General features: G+C 70.7%; 10 protein-coding genes and 1 pseudogene. 1 reads left to right on the forward strand and 10 read right to left on the reverse strand.

Going from position 1 to position 15805, the window contains the following annotated elements; translation table 11 throughout:
- Positions 1–72: 72 nt before the first annotated feature.
- The 6 genes and pseudogenes from ACWH49_RS09285 to ACWH49_RS09310 all read right to left on the reverse strand — a co-directional run.
- A pseudogene (locus ACWH49_RS09285) lies at positions 73–547 on the reverse strand (MFS transporter); the annotation flags it as partial.
- Positions 544–1272 carry a 16S rRNA (uracil(1498)-N(3))-methyltransferase gene (locus ACWH49_RS09290; protein WP_448171202.1) on the reverse strand — a complete coding sequence of 243 codons (729 nt, stop codon included), beginning with the start codon at positions 1270–1272 and terminating at the stop codon, positions 544–546. The pseudogene ACWH49_RS09285 and the gene ACWH49_RS09290, both read right to left, overlap by 4 nt.
- Before the next feature lie 14 nt (positions 1273–1286).
- The gene (locus tag ACWH49_RS09295) at positions 1287–1814 is read right to left on the reverse strand and encodes a hypothetical protein (RefSeq protein ID WP_448171203.1); all 528 of its coding nucleotides are present in this window, start codon (positions 1812–1814) and stop codon (positions 1287–1289) included.
- Positions 1815–1823: 9 nt separating this feature from the next.
- Positions 1824–2591 carry a 5'-methylthioadenosine/adenosylhomocysteine nucleosidase gene (locus tag ACWH49_RS09300; protein ID WP_448171204.1) on the reverse strand — a complete coding sequence of 256 codons (768 nt, stop codon included), beginning with the start codon at positions 2589–2591 and terminating at the stop codon, positions 1824–1826.
- 21 nt (positions 2592–2612) lie between these two features.
- Positions 2613–3098 carry a hypothetical protein gene (locus ACWH49_RS09305; protein ID WP_448171205.1) on the reverse strand — a complete coding sequence of 162 codons (486 nt, stop codon included), beginning with the start codon at positions 3096–3098 and terminating at the stop codon, positions 2613–2615.
- 142 nt (positions 3099–3240) lie between these two features.
- Entirely contained in the window at positions 3241–4914 is a 1674-nt protein-coding gene (locus ACWH49_RS09310; RefSeq protein ID WP_448171206.1) for a long-chain-fatty-acid--CoA ligase, read from the reverse strand.
- 95 nt (positions 4915–5009) lie between these two features.
- On the opposite strand from ACWH49_RS09310, the gene ACWH49_RS09315 reads away from it, so the two are divergent.
- Positions 5010–6029 carry a 2-dehydropantoate 2-reductase gene (locus ACWH49_RS09315; protein WP_448171207.1) on the forward strand — a complete coding sequence of 340 codons (1020 nt, stop codon included), beginning with the start codon at positions 5010–5012 and terminating at the stop codon, positions 6027–6029.
- Here ACWH49_RS09315 and ACWH49_RS09320 read toward each other — a convergent pair.
- The 4 genes from ACWH49_RS09320 to ACWH49_RS09335 all read right to left on the reverse strand — a co-directional run bounded on the left by ACWH49_RS09320 (position 6026) and on the right by ACWH49_RS09335 (position 15800).
- A complete protein-coding gene (locus ACWH49_RS09320) occupies positions 6026–7429 on the reverse strand; it encodes an efflux transporter outer membrane subunit (RefSeq protein ID WP_448171208.1) in 1404 nt (467 codons plus the stop codon). The two genes, ACWH49_RS09315 and ACWH49_RS09320, sit on opposite strands and share 4 nt — an antisense overlap.
- Positions 7426–10707, reverse strand: a complete 3282-nt coding sequence (locus tag ACWH49_RS09325; protein ID WP_448171209.1) for an efflux RND transporter permease subunit — start codon at positions 10705–10707, stop codon at positions 7426–7428. Before ACWH49_RS09325 ends, ACWH49_RS09320 begins: the two co-directional genes overlap by 4 nt.
- Positions 10708–11251: 544 nt before the next feature.
- A complete protein-coding gene (locus ACWH49_RS09330) occupies positions 11252–14377 on the reverse strand; it encodes an efflux RND transporter permease subunit (RefSeq protein WP_448171210.1) in 3126 nt (1041 codons plus the stop codon).
- Between the two features lie 28 nt (positions 14378–14405).
- Positions 14406–15800 carry an efflux RND transporter periplasmic adaptor subunit gene (locus ACWH49_RS09335; protein WP_448171211.1) on the reverse strand — a complete coding sequence of 465 codons (1395 nt, stop codon included), beginning with the start codon at positions 15798–15800 and terminating at the stop codon, positions 14406–14408.
- Positions 15801–15805: the final 5 nt, after the last annotated feature.

Here is a 15805-nt window from a genome sequence, read left to right on the forward strand (position 1 = left end):
CGGATTCTGGGCACCCCGGCGCTGCAGCGCAAGCCAGGCGATCGCCAGACCGGCGATCGTCACCGGCACGATCGAGCCGGCAACGATGAACACCGGTTGGCGGGCGATCTCGCGCAGCGGCCGGGCGGGAGCCGCGGCACTCGGTTTCGGCAAGGGCGGGAACCCGATGAACGAGATGGTCAGCAGCGCGAGCAGCGCGACGACCACCAGCGCAGCATACGCACCGGCGAAGGGCACGGGCAGCGCGTCGCGCGTCAGGCTCGCGAGGTTCGGGCCTGCGACGGCGCCGAGGATGCCGCCGGCAAGCACCCACGAGATCGCGCGCTCCTTGAATGCCGGCGCGCCGGCGTCCCCACGCACGCTGGTGGCGCGCCACGAGCCCCGCGCACAACGCACCGCCGGCGACGTAGCCGGTGATCGGCAAGGTCGCCATCCACGCGGTCGGCGCGAGCGCGAGGCCGACCAGGCCGTTGATCGCGATGAAGGTGACGTTGTTGGTGAGGAAGAGACCCTGGCAAAACGTGAGCAGCAGCAGTCGCAGGTTCATGGGGCGCCGATCGAGAGGTGGGCGAGCAGTGCGAGCGGTGCGGTATCGGCCCGCAGCACGCGCGCGCCCAGCGAGACCGGCAGGAAACCGGCGGCGCGCGCCAGCGCTTCCTCGGCCGGCGAAAGACCGCCTTCGGGCCCGCTCAACGAGATCACGCCGCCGGCCGGCAACGGCATCGATGCCAACGGCGTGGCTCCGTCGAAGCTCAGCAGCCAGCGCGTCCGCCCGTCCGGCGCCGGCAGCTCGCGCAACCACTCGCCGAGCGACCGCACCGGCGCGACCTGCAGGACGCGCGTGCGCCCGCTCTGCTCGCTCGCGGCCAGCGCCACGCCCTGCCAGTGCGCGACCTTCTTCTGTGCGCGCTCGCCGCTCAGGCGCAACACCGAGCGTTCGCACAGCAGCGGCTGAACCGCGACCGCGCCGAGTTCGGTCGCCTTCTCGATCACGGTGTCCATGCGCTCGTTCGCCGGCATGCCGAGCGCGAGCGTAATCGGCCGCGTCAACTCGCGATCGACGTCGGCACGCGCGCCGAGCTGAACCGTGACCTCGCTGCGCCCCATCTGCACGACGCTGGCAGCCTGCTCGCCGCCGGCGCCGTCGAACAACGTCAGCGCCGCGCCGGGCTGCAGCCGCAGCACCTGCACGTGACGCGCCGGACCGGGAGGCAGTGCGAACGTGCTGCCGATCGGCGGCAGCGGGTGATCGATGAACAGGCGAGGCGGCATGCGCCGAGTGTGCCTCAGCGCTCGCGCATGCCCGCCTCCGCACGGCGCCGCAGCGAGCGCCAACGACTGCGCCAGCGCCTGGCCCTCTGGCGCAGTCCCTGCCATGCGGCCGATGCCAGCAATGCATGGCGCACCCGGCGGCGCAGGTAACGCCATCGCGCCATGGCGCGGGCGAACCAGCGCAGCGTCATCAGCTGGGGCCGCAGCAGCACGAACAGGCGTCCGCCGATCGCGGTGCCCACCAATTTGGCAGCCAGGATGACGACGAGGCCGAGCAGTGGCTGGCCGGCGCCGAGCAACCGCAGCGCCAGCAGCTTGACCGGCAGCAGCGCCAGCACCGGCACGAGGAACAGCACCAGCGCCGGGCGCGGCGGCAACGCGGCGATGCGCGCCTCCATGCGCTGCCACGGGCCCCAGCGCGCGAAGCGGCCGAGCCATGTCGCCAGCGGGTGCCAGCCGAATTCCTCGAGGAAGAACCACAGCGCCGCCAGCGCGAGCAGCAGCGCGCGCAGTGCGCGCCACAGCGGTCGGATCGCATTCACATGCCGACTTTACGCGCGGACGCGGTGCTGGAGCCAGTCCGCGACGATCGCGCGCGTGTAGACGCTCGCGACCTCTTCGATGAAGCGCGTGAAGTCGACATGCGCGCTGTCGTCGGCGCGGTCGGAGATCGTGCGCAGCACCGCGAACGGCCGGCCGAAATCGGCGCAGACCTGCGCGACCGCCGCACCTTCCATCTCGACGGCGAGCGCGTCCGGAAGCACCTGACGCAGCTCGTCGCTCGCCGCGACGCTGGAGACGAAGCGGTCGCCGCTGACGACCAGCCCCCGGTGCACCAGCGGCGTCTCGATGGCGAAGCTCAACAGGTGCGCGCTGCCGATCAACGCGGCGGCATCGTCGACGCAGCGCTGCGACGCTGCCGCCAGCGCATCGGCCAGCCCGGCGTGGACATCGAAGCGCGAGCGGCCGGTCAGCGGCACCTCGAAGCGCGGGAACAGCGGCGAGGCGTCCATGTCGTGCTGCAGCAGCTGCTCGGCGACGACGACATCGCCGACCTTCACGCCGCGCCGCAAGCCGCCCGCCACGCCGGTGAAGACCAGCTCGGTGGCCTGGAACTCGTGCAGCAGCAGAGCCGCGGTGGTGGTGGCGGCCACCTTGCCGATGCCCGACAGCACCAGCACGACCGGCTGGCCGTGGACCGTGCCTTGATGAAAGTCGCGCCCGGCGAGCCGCACCGGCTGGGGGTCGCGCAACAGCGGCAGCAACGCGCGCAGTTCGTCGTGCATCGCGCTGACGATAGCGATCGGCAGGCGCGACATCGGCGGGAGGTCGGGCGCCGCTCAGCCGCCGTACAACGTGCGCCGCGCGGCGGCAGCGACCGCTTCGCCCTTGCGCTCGGCGATCTGCGCCAACGTGCGCTGCGCGACGGCCTGCAGTTCCTCGATCGTGCCGGCCTTCTCGACCGCCAGCGTCAGCACGAAACCGCGCAGGCCGAGCTCTTTCGAGATCATCTGCGTCAGCGCCGCGGTGAATTGCGCGTAGTCGAGCACCACCGGTTCGGCCGGCGCGGCGGGCGCCGCGGCAACGCCCGGTCGATGGGCCGGCGCCGCGCCCGAGCGGCCCACCGGCGGCGCGATCGGCACGATCAACCCGAGCGACTGCAGCGCGGCAAAATCGTCGGCGCTGATGCCGGCCAGGTTGGCCAGCAGCATCTCCTCGGTCTTGACGCCGTCGATGACAAGCAGCAGGTTGCGCTGCGCGCGCTCCTTCACGAGCGCACGCGCCTGGATTTCCGTTCGCCCTGCTTCGGTCTTGGCCCAGATCACCTGTGATGTCCCATTGACGCCGCGCGCCCGGCGTGCGGGGGCCGGGCGATCAGCGCGAATGTATCAGCACCATCGCTACAAAGGCGTGCCGCAGTGCCGGGCCGCGTTGCCACGGCGGCACGATGCGTGACAGGCGTCACTGTCACGCCTTGTCGCGCAATTCCCGGCGCAGGATCTTGCCGACGTTCGTCTTCGGCAGCTCGTTGCGGAACTCGACGACCTTGGGTCGCTTGTACCCGGTGAGGTTGGCCTCGCAGTAGGCGCGCACGTCGGCCTCGGTGACCGCCGGATTGCTGCGCACGATCACCAGCTTGACCGCCTCGCCGGCCTTGGCGTCCGGGATGCCGACCGCCGCGCATTCGAGGATGCCGGGCATCTGCGTGACCACGTCCTCGACCTCGTTCGGGTAGACGTTGAAGCCGCTGACCAAGATCATGTCCTTCTTGCGGTCGACGATCTTGAAGTAGCCGCGCTCGTCGACGATGCCGATATCGCCGCTGCGGAAGAAGCCGTCGGGCGTCATCACCTTGGCGGTCTCGTCCGGGCGCTGCCAGTAGCCGGCCATCACCTGGGGGCCCTTGATCGCGATCTCGCCCGGCGTGCCCAGCGGCACCTCGTTGCCGTCGTCGTCGAGCAGCTTCAGCTCGGTGTTCGGCATCGGCAGGCCGATGTTGCCGCTGTACGCGGTGCTGTCGACCGGGTTGCAGGTGGCCGACGGCGAGGTCTCGGACAGGCCGTAGCCCTCGACGATCGGGCAGCCGGTCTTCTCGAGCCAGAGCTTCGCGGTGGCGCTTTGCACCGCCATGCCGCCGCCGACCGAGATCACCAGCCCGCTCCAGTCGACGCTGCTGAATTCGGGGTGGTGCGCCATCGCCTGGAACAGCGTGTTGACGGCCGGGAAGCTGTGGAAGGTCTCGCCCTTGAGTTCCTTGAACACGCTCGGCAGGTCGCGCGGGTTGGCGATCAGGATGTTCGCGCCGCCCATGCGCGCGCTCAGCATCATGTTCGTGTTGAAGCCGAAGATGTGATAGATCGGCAGCGCGCAGATCGTCACGATCTGCTGGCCGGCCGGGATCTTCTTCAGCGCCGGCTGATACCAGGCCTCGGCCTGCAGGATGTTGGCGACGAGGTTGCGGTGCAGCAGCACCGCGCCCTTGCTGACGCCGGTCGTGCCGCCGGTGTACTGCAGCACCGCGATGTCGTCGGGGCCCACGGTGGCGGGCTTGAAGGACTTGCCGCGACCCTGCGAGATCGCGGCGTTGAAGCGCACCGCGCCGGGCAGGCTGTAGGCCGGCACCATCTTCTTCACCTTGCGCACCACGTAATTCACGATGGCGGACTTCGGGAAGCCGAGCATGTCGCCGAGCGCGGTGATCACGATCTTCTGGGTCGGCACCGCGGCCAGCACCTGCTGCAGCGTGGTGGCGAAGTTCTCGACCATGATGATCAGCTTCGCGCCGGAGTCCTTCAGCTGGTGCTCGAGTTCGCGCGGCGTGTACAGCGGATTGACGTTGACGACGACATAGCCGGCGCGCAGCACTGCGGCGACCGCGACCGGGTACTGCGGCACGTTGGGCATCATGATCGCGACGCGGTCGCCCTTCGCCAGGCCCTGCGCCTGCAGGTAGGCCGCCAGCGCGCGCGAGGCGTCGTCGACCTGCGCGAAGGTGATCGTCTTGCCCATGAACTTGTACGCCATGCGGCCGGCGTACTTCTTGAAGCTCTCGTCCAACAGCGCGACCAGCGAGCCGTACTGCTCGACGTCGATCTCGGCCGGCACGCCGGCGGGGTACTGCTTCAACCAGGTCTTTTCCATCGAGGGCTCCGAGAAACAGCGGGGAATTCTGACCGAGCACCGTGACACCCGGCCTAGGGTCTTGCCCCGGGGCACGCGCTGGTTAGCATGCCGCCATGACCGACCCCCACACCGCCGCACCCGTTCTCGTGATGGGGGCCGGCACGATCGGCTGCTACCTCGGCGGCTGCCTGCAGGCGGCCGGCGTGCCGGTGGTCCTCGTCGGGCGGCCGCGGGTGCTCGATGCGTTGCGTACCCACGGGCTCACCGTCTCCGATCTCGACGGCGGCAGCCAGCACATCGACGCGGCCGCGTTGCAATTGCATGAACGCATGCCCACCGGCATCCTGCCCCGGCTGGTGCTGCTCGCGGTGAAGAGCGGCGCGAGCGCGGAGGCCGCCGCCATGCTGGCCGCTGCGCTGCCCGCCGGCACGCCGGTGGTGTCGATGCAGAACGGGTTGTCGAACGCGCTCGTCGGCCGCGGCGCCGCACCGTCGCTGCGCTGGCTGGCCGGCATGGTGCCCTACAACGTCGCCGAGATCGGGCCGGGCCACTACCACCGCGGCACCACCGGCACGCTCGCGGCCCAGGACGACCCCGCGCTGCGCGCGCTCGCGGCCGACTTCGCCCGTGCCGGCCTGCCGCTGCAACTGCATGCCGACCTGCGCGCGGTGCAGTGGGGCAAGCTGCTGCTGAACTTGAACAACCCGGTCAACGCGCTCTCGGGCTTGCCGCTGCGCGCACAGCTGATGGACCGCGGCTACCGCCTGTGCCTGGCCGCATTGCAGACCGAGGCGCTCGGCCTGCTGAAGCAGGCCGGCATCGCGCCGGCCCAGGTCGGTGCGCTGCCGGCACACCGCATCCCGCAGCTGCTGCGGCTGCCGACGCCGCTGTTCAAGCTGATCGCCGCGCGCATGTTGCGCATCGATCCGAAGGCCCGTTCGAGCATGGCCGACGACCTGGCGGCCGGCCGCACCACCGAGATCGACGCGCTGTGCGGCGAGGTCGTGCGGCTGGCCGAATCGCTCGGCCGCACGGCGCCACGCAACGCGCGCATGGTCGCCGCGGTGAACGCCTGGCCGCAGCAGCGCCTGCCGATGACCGCGCAGAGGATGAAGGCTGCGCTGGGGCTCTAGTTCAAGGCCGGCGCATGCCAGCCGCCACCGAGCGCCTGGATCAGTGCGATCGCCGCGGCCTGACGGCTCGCCGCCAGTTGCGCCAGCGTGCGACGCGCGTTCAACGCCGACGCCTGCGCCGTGACGACTTCGGTGTAGCTCACCTGGCCGGCCTGATAGCGGTTGAGGAGTTGCTTCTCGGTCAGGTCGGCGGCTTCGGACGCGGCCTTGCGCAGGCCCGCCTGCTCGGCGAGCGCGCGCGTGACCGAGAGCTGGTCCTCGACTGCCTGGAACGCCGTCAGCACGGTCTGGCGGTAGCGGGCCACGGCCGCGTCGCGGGCGGCCTCGGCACCCGCGACCTTCGCGCGGGTCGCGCCCGCATCGAACAGCGTCTGCGCGACCGACAGGCCGACCGACCACAGCGTGGTCGAGGCGTTGAACAGGTCGCCGATGCGGCTGGTCGAGTTGCCGAGCGACGCGCTCAGGCCGAAGCTCGGGAAGTAGGCCGACCGCTGGATGCCGATGTTCGCGTTGGCGACCGCGACGGCGCGCTCGGCCGAGGCGATGTCCGGCCGGCGCTGCAGCAGTTCCGACGGCACGACCAGCGGCACCGCCGGCACGGCCATGTTCCAGGTCGTCGGCGCGATCGAGAATTCGGCCGGCGCCTTGCCGATCAGCACCGCGATCGCGTGCTCGAGTTGCGCGCGGGTGCTGGTCAGGCTGGCGAGATCGGCCTGCGCGTTGGCGAGCTGGGTCTGCGCCTGCAGCAGGTCGGTGCGCGGTGCGATGCCGGCGGTGTAGCGGTTCTGCGTGATCGTCACGGCGCGCTGGTAGGCCGTGACCGTGCGCCGCAGCAGCTCGAGCTCGGTGTCGGCGTCGCGCAGCGAGAAGTAGTTGGTCGCCAGTTCGCCCTGCGCCGACAGGCGCGCCGCGGCCAGGTCGGCGGCGCTCGCCTGCACGCTCGCCTGCGCGCCCTGCGCGGCCAGGCGAAGCGACCCCCACACGTCCGGCGCCCAGCTCGCACCGACACCGAGCCGGAAGTCATTGCCGCTGCTGCTCGCGCCGCGCCCGCCGCTGCGCTGCGCGCTGCCGTCGAGCGTGATTTGCGGGAACAGCGACGCGCGCGCCTGCGCCACCAGCGCCTGCGCCTGCGCGTACGCGGCCACCGCGGCGGCGACGTTCTGGTTCGAGACCTCGACCTGCGCGGTCAGCCGGCTCAGCTCGGCGTCGCCGAACAGCTCCCACCACGGGCCGCGGTCCAGCGTGTCGGCCGGCGCGGCCGGGAACCAGCCGGCGTCGGCGGCCGGCGCCTCCTTGAAGGCTGCGGGCGTCGTGACCTCGGGCACCCGGTACGGAGGGGAGGCGCAGGCCGCCAGCAGCGCGGCGGCCATCGCGGTGAGCACGAGCAGGGGTGTCTTCATGGGGCGTTCGCAGGGGTCGGCGTCGGGTCGATGCCGCGACTGAGGTGGCGTTCGTCGGCGCCGCGGCGACGCAGCTTGTCGAGCAGCAGGTAGACGACCGGGGTGGTCAGCAGCGTCAGCAACTGGCTGGCGATCAGCCCGCCGATGATCGCTATGCCCAGCGGCTGGCGCAGCTCCGAGCCCTCGCCGAAGCCGATCGCGAGCGGCAACGCGCCCAGTGCGGCGGCGAGCGTGGTCATCAGGATCGGGCGGAAGCGCAGCAGGCAGGCCTCGCGCACCGCCTCGAGCGGGCTCAGTCCGCGTGAGCGCTCGGCCTCGAGCGCGAAATCGATGATCAGGATCGCGTTCTTCTTGACGATGCCGATCAGCAGGAACACGCCGATCAACGCCATGATGGAGAACTCCATCCTGAACATCAGCAGCGCCAGCACCGCGCCGACGCCGGCCGACGGCAGCGTGCTGAGCACCGTGACCGGGTGCACCAGGCTCTCGTACAGGATGCCGAGCACGAGGTAGATCACGACGATCGCGGCGACGATCAGCAGCGTCTGCTGGCTGTTCGACTGCTGCGCGCTCGCGGCGCTGCCGGCGAAGTCGCCGCGCACGCTGGTCGGCAGGCCGATGTTGGCCTCGGCGGTCTTGATCGCGTCGCGGGCCTGGTCGAGCGTCGCGCCGGGGGCGAGGTTGAACGAGATCGTCGTGGCGAGTTCGGTGTCCTGGTGGTTGACCGAGGTCGCGGTCGACTCCTCGGCGAACGAGGCGATGGTCGCGAGCGGCACGAGGTTGGTCACGCTGTTCGCCAGCACGCTGCCGGTCGACGCGCCCTTGACGCCCGGATTGGCCGAGACCGCGGGGGTGGTCGACGAGGACGTGCCGCTCGTCGCGGCGGTCGACGCCGCCGTGCTCTCGACCGCGACGGTCTGCCCGCCGCTCGTGGCCAGACGCGTGGCGGGGACGTAGATGTCGGCCAGCGCGTTCGGGCTGGTGGTGTAGCCGGGCGCCCATTCCATGACCACGTGGTACTGGTTCAGCTCGGTATAGATCGTCGCGACCTGGCGCTGGCCGAACGCGTTGTAGAGCGCCGAGTCGATCGCGTTCGAGCTGACGCCCAGGCGCTTCGCGGCGTCGCGGTCGACCTTCACGACCGTCTGCACGCCGTTCTCCTGCTGGTCGGTGTCGACGTCGGTCAGCACCGGCTGCAGCTTCATCTCGTCGTTGAGCCGCGCCGCCCAGGTCTTCAGGGCCTGGTTGTTGTCGCTCTTGAGCGTGTACTGATAGGTCGAATTGCTGGAACGGCCGCCGGAGCGCACGTCCTGCACCGGGTTCAGGAAGATCGACAGGCCGGTGACGCGCGCGAGTTGCGGGCGCAGCCGCGCGATCACCGCGAGGCCGGTGTCGGTGCGCTGGCCCGCGCCGCGCCCGAGCGGCTTCAGGTTGACGAACATGAAGCCACCGCCGGCGCGGCCCCCGCCGGTGAAGCCGACGACGGTGGAGACGGCCGGGTCCTTGCGCACGATGTCGACGACCTGGCGCAGCTTCTCGCCCATCGCCTTGGTCGAGATGCTCTGGTCGGCGCGCAGGCCACCGTTGAGCTGGCCGGTGTCCTGCTGCGGGAAGAAGCCCTTGGGGGCGACCGCGAACAGGTAGACGTTCAGGCCGATCACCGCCAGCAGGATGAACATCACCAGCGCCTTGCTGGCCAGCGCCCAATCGAGGCTGGCCTCGTAGCGCCGCCACACCCACTGGTAGCCGCGCTCGGCGACGCGTGCCACGCGCCCCGGTGGCTTGGTCTGCGCGCCGCCCGGCTTCAGCAGCCACGCGCACATCATCGGCGTGGTGGTCAGCGAGATCACCAGCGAGATCAGCACCGCGGCCGACAGCGTGACCGCGAACTCCTTGAACAGCCGCCCCTGCTGACCGCCCATGAACAGCAGCGGGATGAACACCGCCACCAGCGACACGCTGATCGACAGCACCGTGAAGCCGACCTCCTTGGCGCCGAGCAGCGCGGCCTGCATGCGCGCCATGCCGGCCTCGATGTGGCGGCTGGTGTTCTCGAGCACGACGATCGCATCGTCGACGACGAAGCCGGTCGCGACGGTCAGCGCCATCAGCGACAGGTTGTTCAGCGAGAAGCCGAGCAGGTACATCACGCCGAAGGTGCCGAGCAGCGCCACCACGGTCGCGACCGCCGGCACGATGGTCGCGCGCACGCTGCGCAGGAACAGGCTGACGACCAGCACGACCAGCAGCACCGAGATCACCAGCGTGAGTTCGACCTCGTGCAACGAGGCGCGGATCGAATTGGTGCTGTCCGTGGCGACCTGCAGCGTCACGTCGGCCGGCAGGTCGGCCTGCAGTTCGGGCAGCAGCGCGCGCACCGCGTCGACAGTCTCGATCACGTTGGCCGACGGCTGCCGCGTGACCAGGACGATGATCGCCGGCTCGCCGTTGAACAGACCGAGGGTGCGGGTGTCCTCGACGCCGTCGACGACCTGCGCCACATCCTGCAGCCGCACCGCCGCACCATTGCGCCACGCGATCACCATCGGCGCGTAGTCGCTCGCACGCAGCGCCGGCGTCTGGGTGTAGATCTGCAGCCGGCGGTCGTCGCCCTGGACAATGCCCTTCGGCCGGTTCGCGTTGCTGGCCTGGATCGCGGCGCGCACGTCTTCGGTGCTGATGCCGACCTTGTTCAGCGCGAACGGGTTCAACTCGATCCGCACCGCCGGCAGCGAGCCGCCGCCGATCTCCACGTCGCCGACGCCGTCGACCTGCGACAGCCGCTGGCTCACGATGTTGGAGACCGACTCGTAGATCTGCCCCGGCGTCTTGGTCTTGGACGTGAGCGCCAGGATGATCACCGGCGCCGCCGCCGGGTTCACCTTGCGGTAGGTCGGATTGCTGCGCAACGTGGCGGGCAGGTCGACCCGGCTCGCGTTGATCGCGGCCTGGACCTCGCGCGCGGCGCCGTCGATGTTGCGGCTCAGGTCGAACTGCAACGTCACGCGGGTCGAGCCCGTGCCGCTCGACGAGGTGATCTCGTTGACCCCGGCGATGGTCCCCAGGCGCCGTTCGAGCGGTGTCGCCACGCTCGTCGCCATCGTGTCCGGGCTCGCGCCGGGGATGCTGGCGCTGACCGAGATCACCGGGAAGTCGACCTGCGGCAGCGGCGAGACCGGCAGCGCGAAGAACGCGCCTATTCCTGCCAACGCGATGCCCACTGTCAGCAGCACGGTGCCGATGGGGCGGCGGACGAAGGGGGCCGACAGATTCACGGGTTGCCTGCGCAGGTCTGAGCGGCAAAGGCGCGGTCGGGTACGCTGCGCCGCGCCGCGGAGGCGGCCGCCGCTGCGCGGCGACTGCTCTGCGCTGCTCGGGCGCGTGGCCTCCTCGCCAACTCACTGCGCTCACTCCGTTCGCTTCGTTCAGACAGGCGCTCGGAAGTCAGTTCACGAGCGCGCTGCGCGCGCGGCCACACGCCCTGCGCTGCTCGACGCCTCCCAGGCGCGGCGCAGCGCACCCGACCGCGCCTTTGCTGCAACCGTGGAAGCGGGTCCGAAACGCTCAGGTGGTGGGGGTCGCGGCAGGCGGCACCCGGCAGGGGCGATTTGGGTGGCGGTGAGGAGCGCAGCTTCGGGGCCGGCGCGCGCAGCGCGCTCGTGAACTGACTTCCGAGCGCCTGTCTGAACGAAGCGAACGAAGTGAGCGCAGTGAGTTGGCGAGGACGGCCCCGGAGCGAGCACCGGAGCGGAGTCGGCGCGCAGCGACGACCGCCACCGAATGAGCGCCTGCCGGGTGCCGCCTGCCGCGACGCGCGACTCACTGCGCAGTCTCCGCCACCGGATCGCCACCCGGACGCGAACCGCGAAACCGCCGACCCAACCGATCGAACCCAAGATAGATCACAGGCGTAGTGAACAAGGTCAGCAACTGACTGACGATCAACCCGCCGAAGATCGCCAACCCCAAGGGACGACGCAGCTCCGCCCCGTCCCCCCAGCTCAGCATCAGCGGCACCGCCGCGAACAGCGCCGCCAGCGTCGTCATCAGGATCGGCCGCAGCCGCAACAGCGCCGCCTGGTGGATCGCCTCGCGCGCGCTCTTGCCTTCCGTACGCTCGGCGTCGATCGCGAAGTCGATCATCATGATCGCGTTCTTCTTGACGATGCCGATCAGCAGGATGATGCCGATGATGCCGATCACGCCGAGGTCGTTGCCGGTCAGCATCAGCGCGAGAAGCGCGCCGACGCCCGCCGATGGCAGCGTCGACAGGATCGTCAGCGGGTGCACGTAGCTCTCGTACAGCACGCCGAGCACGATGTAGACGCAGATCACCGCCGCCAGGATCAGCCACAGCTGGTTCGACAGCGACTTCTCGTATGCGCCGGAGGCACCGAGGAAGGTCAGCGTCACGTTCGGCGGCAGGCCGATGTCCTTGGCGGCCTGGCGGATCGAGTCGACCGCGGCGCCGAGCGCCACGCCGTCCGCGGTGTCGAAGTTGAGCGTGCTGGCCGGGTACTGCGCCACGTGCGTGATCTGCAGCGGCGCCTGGCGCTCGGTGATGGTCGCGAACGCCGACAGCGGCGTGGCGGTGCCGCCGCCGGTGATCAGGTTCAGCTTGCCCAGGTCGGGCGCGTTCTCCACCAGCCCGGGGCGCGCCTCGAGGATCACGCGGTACTGGTTGGTCTCGGTGAAGATCGTCGAGACGATGCGCTGGCCGAACGCGCTGTAGAGCGCATCGTCGACCGCGCTCGCCGTCACGCCCAGGCGCGAGGCGGTGTCGCGGTTCACCTCGATGTACGCGGCCAGGCCTTGCGCGCCGGCGTCGCTGCTGACGTTGCGCACCTGCGGCACGTCGTGCAGCCGGTCGACCAGCTTGTTCATCCACAGCGTGATCGTCGCGCTGTCCACGCCTTCCAGCGACACGCGGTACTGGGTCGGGCCGGTCTCGGCGTCGATCGTGAGGTCCTGTGTCGGCTGCAGCGCCAGCGTCACGCCCGCGACCTTGGCGACACGCTCGCGCAGCCGGTCCATCGTGGCCTGCTGGTCGCCGTGGCCGGGCTTCAGGTTGATCAGCAGGCTGCCGGCGTGCAGCATCGTGTTGTTGGCGGCGTCGACGCCGACGAACGAGCTCAGGTTCTCGACGTCCGGGTCCTCGAGGATCGCGCGGGCCGCCTGCTGCTGCAGCTGCGCCATGCGCGCGTACGACACGTCCTGCGCGGCCTGGATGCGGCCCTGCAACTGGCCGGTGTCCTGGGTCGGGAACAGGCCCTTCGGGATCCACAGGTACAGCAGCACGGTCAGCGCGAGGGTCGCGAGCGCCACCAGCAGCGTGAGCGCCTGGTGGTCGATCACCCACACCAGCGATCGGTCGTAGCGGTGCATCACGTCGCCGAAGAAGCGCTGCGTGCGCGACGGCGGTTTGGGGCTGTCCCGCTCGGCCTTCGGCTTCAACCAACGCGCCGACATCATCGGCACCAGCGTGAGCGACACCACGGCCGAGATCAGGATCGTGATCGCCAGGGTCACCGCGAACTCGCGGAACAGGCGGCCCACCACGTCGCCCATGAACAGCAGCGGGATCAGCACCGCGATCAGCGAGACCGTCAGCGAGATGATCGTGAAGCCGATCTGCGTCGCGCCCTTCAACGCCGCGGCCATCGGGTGCTCGCCCTCCTCGATGTAGCGGGCGATGTTCTCGATCATCACGATCGCGTCGTCGACGACGAAGCCGGTCGCGATCGTCAGCGACATCAGGCTCAGGTTGTTCAGGCTGTAGCCGAGCAGGTACATCACGCCGAAGCTGCCGACCAGCGAGATCGGCACCGCGATGCTGGCGATCACCGTCGCGCGCAGGCTGCCGAGGAACGCGAAGATCACCAGCACGACCAGCACCACCGCGAGGATCAGCTCCATCTGCACGTGCTCGACCGACGCGCGGATGCCGGTCGTGCGGTCCGACAGCACCTCGATCTTCAGCGCCGCCGGCAGCCCGGCCTGCAGCACGGGCAGCTGCTTCTTGATCGCGTCGACGGTGGCGATCACGTTCGCGCCGGGCTGGCGCTGCACGTTCATGATGATCGCGGGGGTCAGCGTCCGGCCGTCGGGAGTCGCCGTCCCGGCCCAGGCGCCGAGCTGGTTGTTCTCGGCGCTCTCGACGACCCGCGCCACGTCGATCATGCGGATCGGCGCGCCGTTCTTGTAGCTGACGATCAGGTTCTTGTAGTCGTCGACCGTCAGCAGCTGGTCGTTCGCGTTGATCGTGTAGGCGCGCTTCGGCCCGTCGAAGCTGCCCTTCGCGGCGTTGGAGTTCGCGGCGCTGATGGCGGTGCGCAGCGTGTCCAGGCCGATGCCGTAGGACGACAGCGATTGCGTGTCCGCCTGGATGCGCACCGCCGGCCGCTGCCCGCCGCTGAGCGACACCAGGCCCACGCCGCTGACCTGGCTGACCTTCTGCGCCAGCCGCGTGTTGACGAGGTTCTGCACCTCGGTGAGCGGCAGCGTGTCGGAGGTGATCGCGAGCGTCAGCACCGGCGCATCGGCCGGGTTGACCTTGGCATAGACCGGCGGCGCCGGCAGGTCGGCCGGCAGCAGCGAGCCGCCGGCGTTGATCGCGGCCTGCACCTCCTGCTCGGCCACGTCCAGCGTCATGCCGAGCGTGAATTGCAGCGTGACGATCGAGACGCCGGCCGCGCTCGTGGAGGCCATGCGGTCCAGCCCCGACATCTGGCCGAATTGGCGCTCGAGCGGCGCGGTGACGGTGTTGCTCATCACCTCCGGGCTGGCGCCGGGGTAGATCGTCTGCACCTGGATGGTCGGGTAGTCGACCTGCGGCAACGCCGACAGCGGCAGGAAGCGGAAGCCCACCAGCCCGGCCAGCACGATCGCCAGCATCAGCAGCGAGGTCGCGACCGGCCGCTCGATGAACGGGCGGGACGGGCTCATGCGCGCGCCCCCACCGCGCCGGCGCCCGTCATTGCGTGGCGCTCGCCGCGCGGTCGCGCCAGCGGGCGCCCGAGGCCGACGGCGACGCGCCGTCGCCGAACGCGCCCGACGCACCGCTGGCCGCGCCGCCGCGGCGCCCGCGCGCGCCGGACGCTGCGCCCGATGCCGCGCCGGCCGGCCGGTCGACCGCCGTCTGCACGCGCGCACCATCCTTCAGCCGGTCGCCCCCTTCGGTCACGACCTGCTCGCCGAGCGCGAGCCCGGCGGTGATCGCGACGTTGTCGACGCCGGCCTCGCCGCGGGTCACGTTGCGCAGCGTGACCGTGCGGTCCTCGTTGATCACGTAGACGAAGTCGCCGCTCGGGCCGTGGCGCAGCGCCGTCACCGGCACGACGATCGCACCTTCGATCGTGCGCAGCAGCAGCCGCGCATTGACGAACTGGTTCGGGAACAGCGTGCCTTGCGCGTTGGCGAAGCGCGCCTTGGCCTTCACGGTGCCGGTGGTCGTGTCGATCTGGTTGTCCAGCGTCGAGAACGTGCCGGTGTCGAGCTGGCGGGTGCGCGAGCGGTCCCACGCGGCGACCGCGAGCGTCGCGCCGCCGCCGCTGCGCGCCTGGATCTCGGGCACGCGGTCCTGCGGGATCGCGAACTCGACATCGATCGGCGCGACCTGCGTGATCAGCGCGACGCCGCCGGTGGTATTGGTGCTGATGGAGTTGCCGGCATCGACCGGTCGCAGGCCGACGCGGCCCGAGATCGGCGCGACGATGCGGGTGTAGCCGAGGTTGAGCCGGGCGGTGCCCTCGTTGGCCCGGTCGATCGTCACGGTGCCCTGCAGCTGCTTGACCAGCGCGGCCTGGGTGTCGACGTCCTGGCGCGCGATCGAGTCCTGCGCGAGCAGCGTCTGGTAGCGCTGCAGCGTGACCTGCGCGGCCTGCAGCTGCGCCTCGTCGCGCAGGCGCGCGCCGGTGGCCTGTTGCAGCGCCATCTCGAACGGCTCCGGCGCGATCGTCGCGAGCAGCTCGCCCTTGCGCACCATCTGACCTTCCTTGAACAGGACCTGGGTCAACACGCCGGAGACCTGCGGCTGGACCGTGACGCTGGCGACCGGCAGCACCGTGCCCAGCGCCTCGATGATCACGGGAATGTCGGCGCGCTTCGCGACCGCGACGCCGACCGTGCTCGGGGGACCGCCGCGGCCGCCTCCCGGGCCCCGTGCGCCGGGAGCGCCGCCGGGGGCCGACGCGCCTGACGCGCCAGCGGTCGTCGCGGGGTGCGTCAGGTGCCACGCCCACCACCCGATCGCACCGAGCGCGAGCAGCGCGACGAGGCTGCCGAGCCAGCGGCTGCGGCGCGTGACGGGCGCGCGCGGGGCGCCGCTCGACAAGGGGGAAGAATGCGGTGGCGGCTCGGGTTGTTCCATGCGTG

The organism is Rhizobacter fulvus (genome assembly GCF_964020785.1).

Excerpts from the sequence above, each read along its gene's own strand:
- ACWH49_RS09310 (WP_448171206.1), bottom strand. The coding sequence starts at position 4,914 with ATGGAAAAGACCTGGTTGAAGCAGTACCCCGCCGGCGTGCCGGCCGAG.
- ACWH49_RS09320 (WP_448171208.1), bottom strand. The coding sequence starts at position 7,429 with ATGAAGACACCCCTGCTCGTGCTCACCGCGATGGCCGCCGCGCTGCTG.
- ACWH49_RS09315 (WP_448171207.1), top strand. The coding sequence starts at position 5,010 with ATGACCGACCCCCACACCGCCGCACCCGTTCTCGTGATGGGGGCCGGC.
- ACWH49_RS09290 (WP_448171202.1), bottom strand. The coding sequence starts at position 1,272 with ATGCCGCCTCGCCTGTTCATCGATCACCCGCTGCCGCCGATCGGCAGC.
- ACWH49_RS09300 (WP_448171204.1), bottom strand. The coding sequence starts at position 2,591 with ATGTCGCGCCTGCCGATCGCTATCGTCAGCGCGATGCACGACGAACTG.
- ACWH49_RS09335 (WP_448171211.1), bottom strand. The coding sequence starts at position 15,800 with ATGGAACAACCCGAGCCGCCACCGCATTCTTCCCCCTTGTCGAGCGGC.
- ACWH49_RS09330 (WP_448171210.1), bottom strand. The coding sequence starts at position 14,377 with ATGAGCCCGTCCCGCCCGTTCATCGAGCGGCCGGTCGCGACCTCGCTG.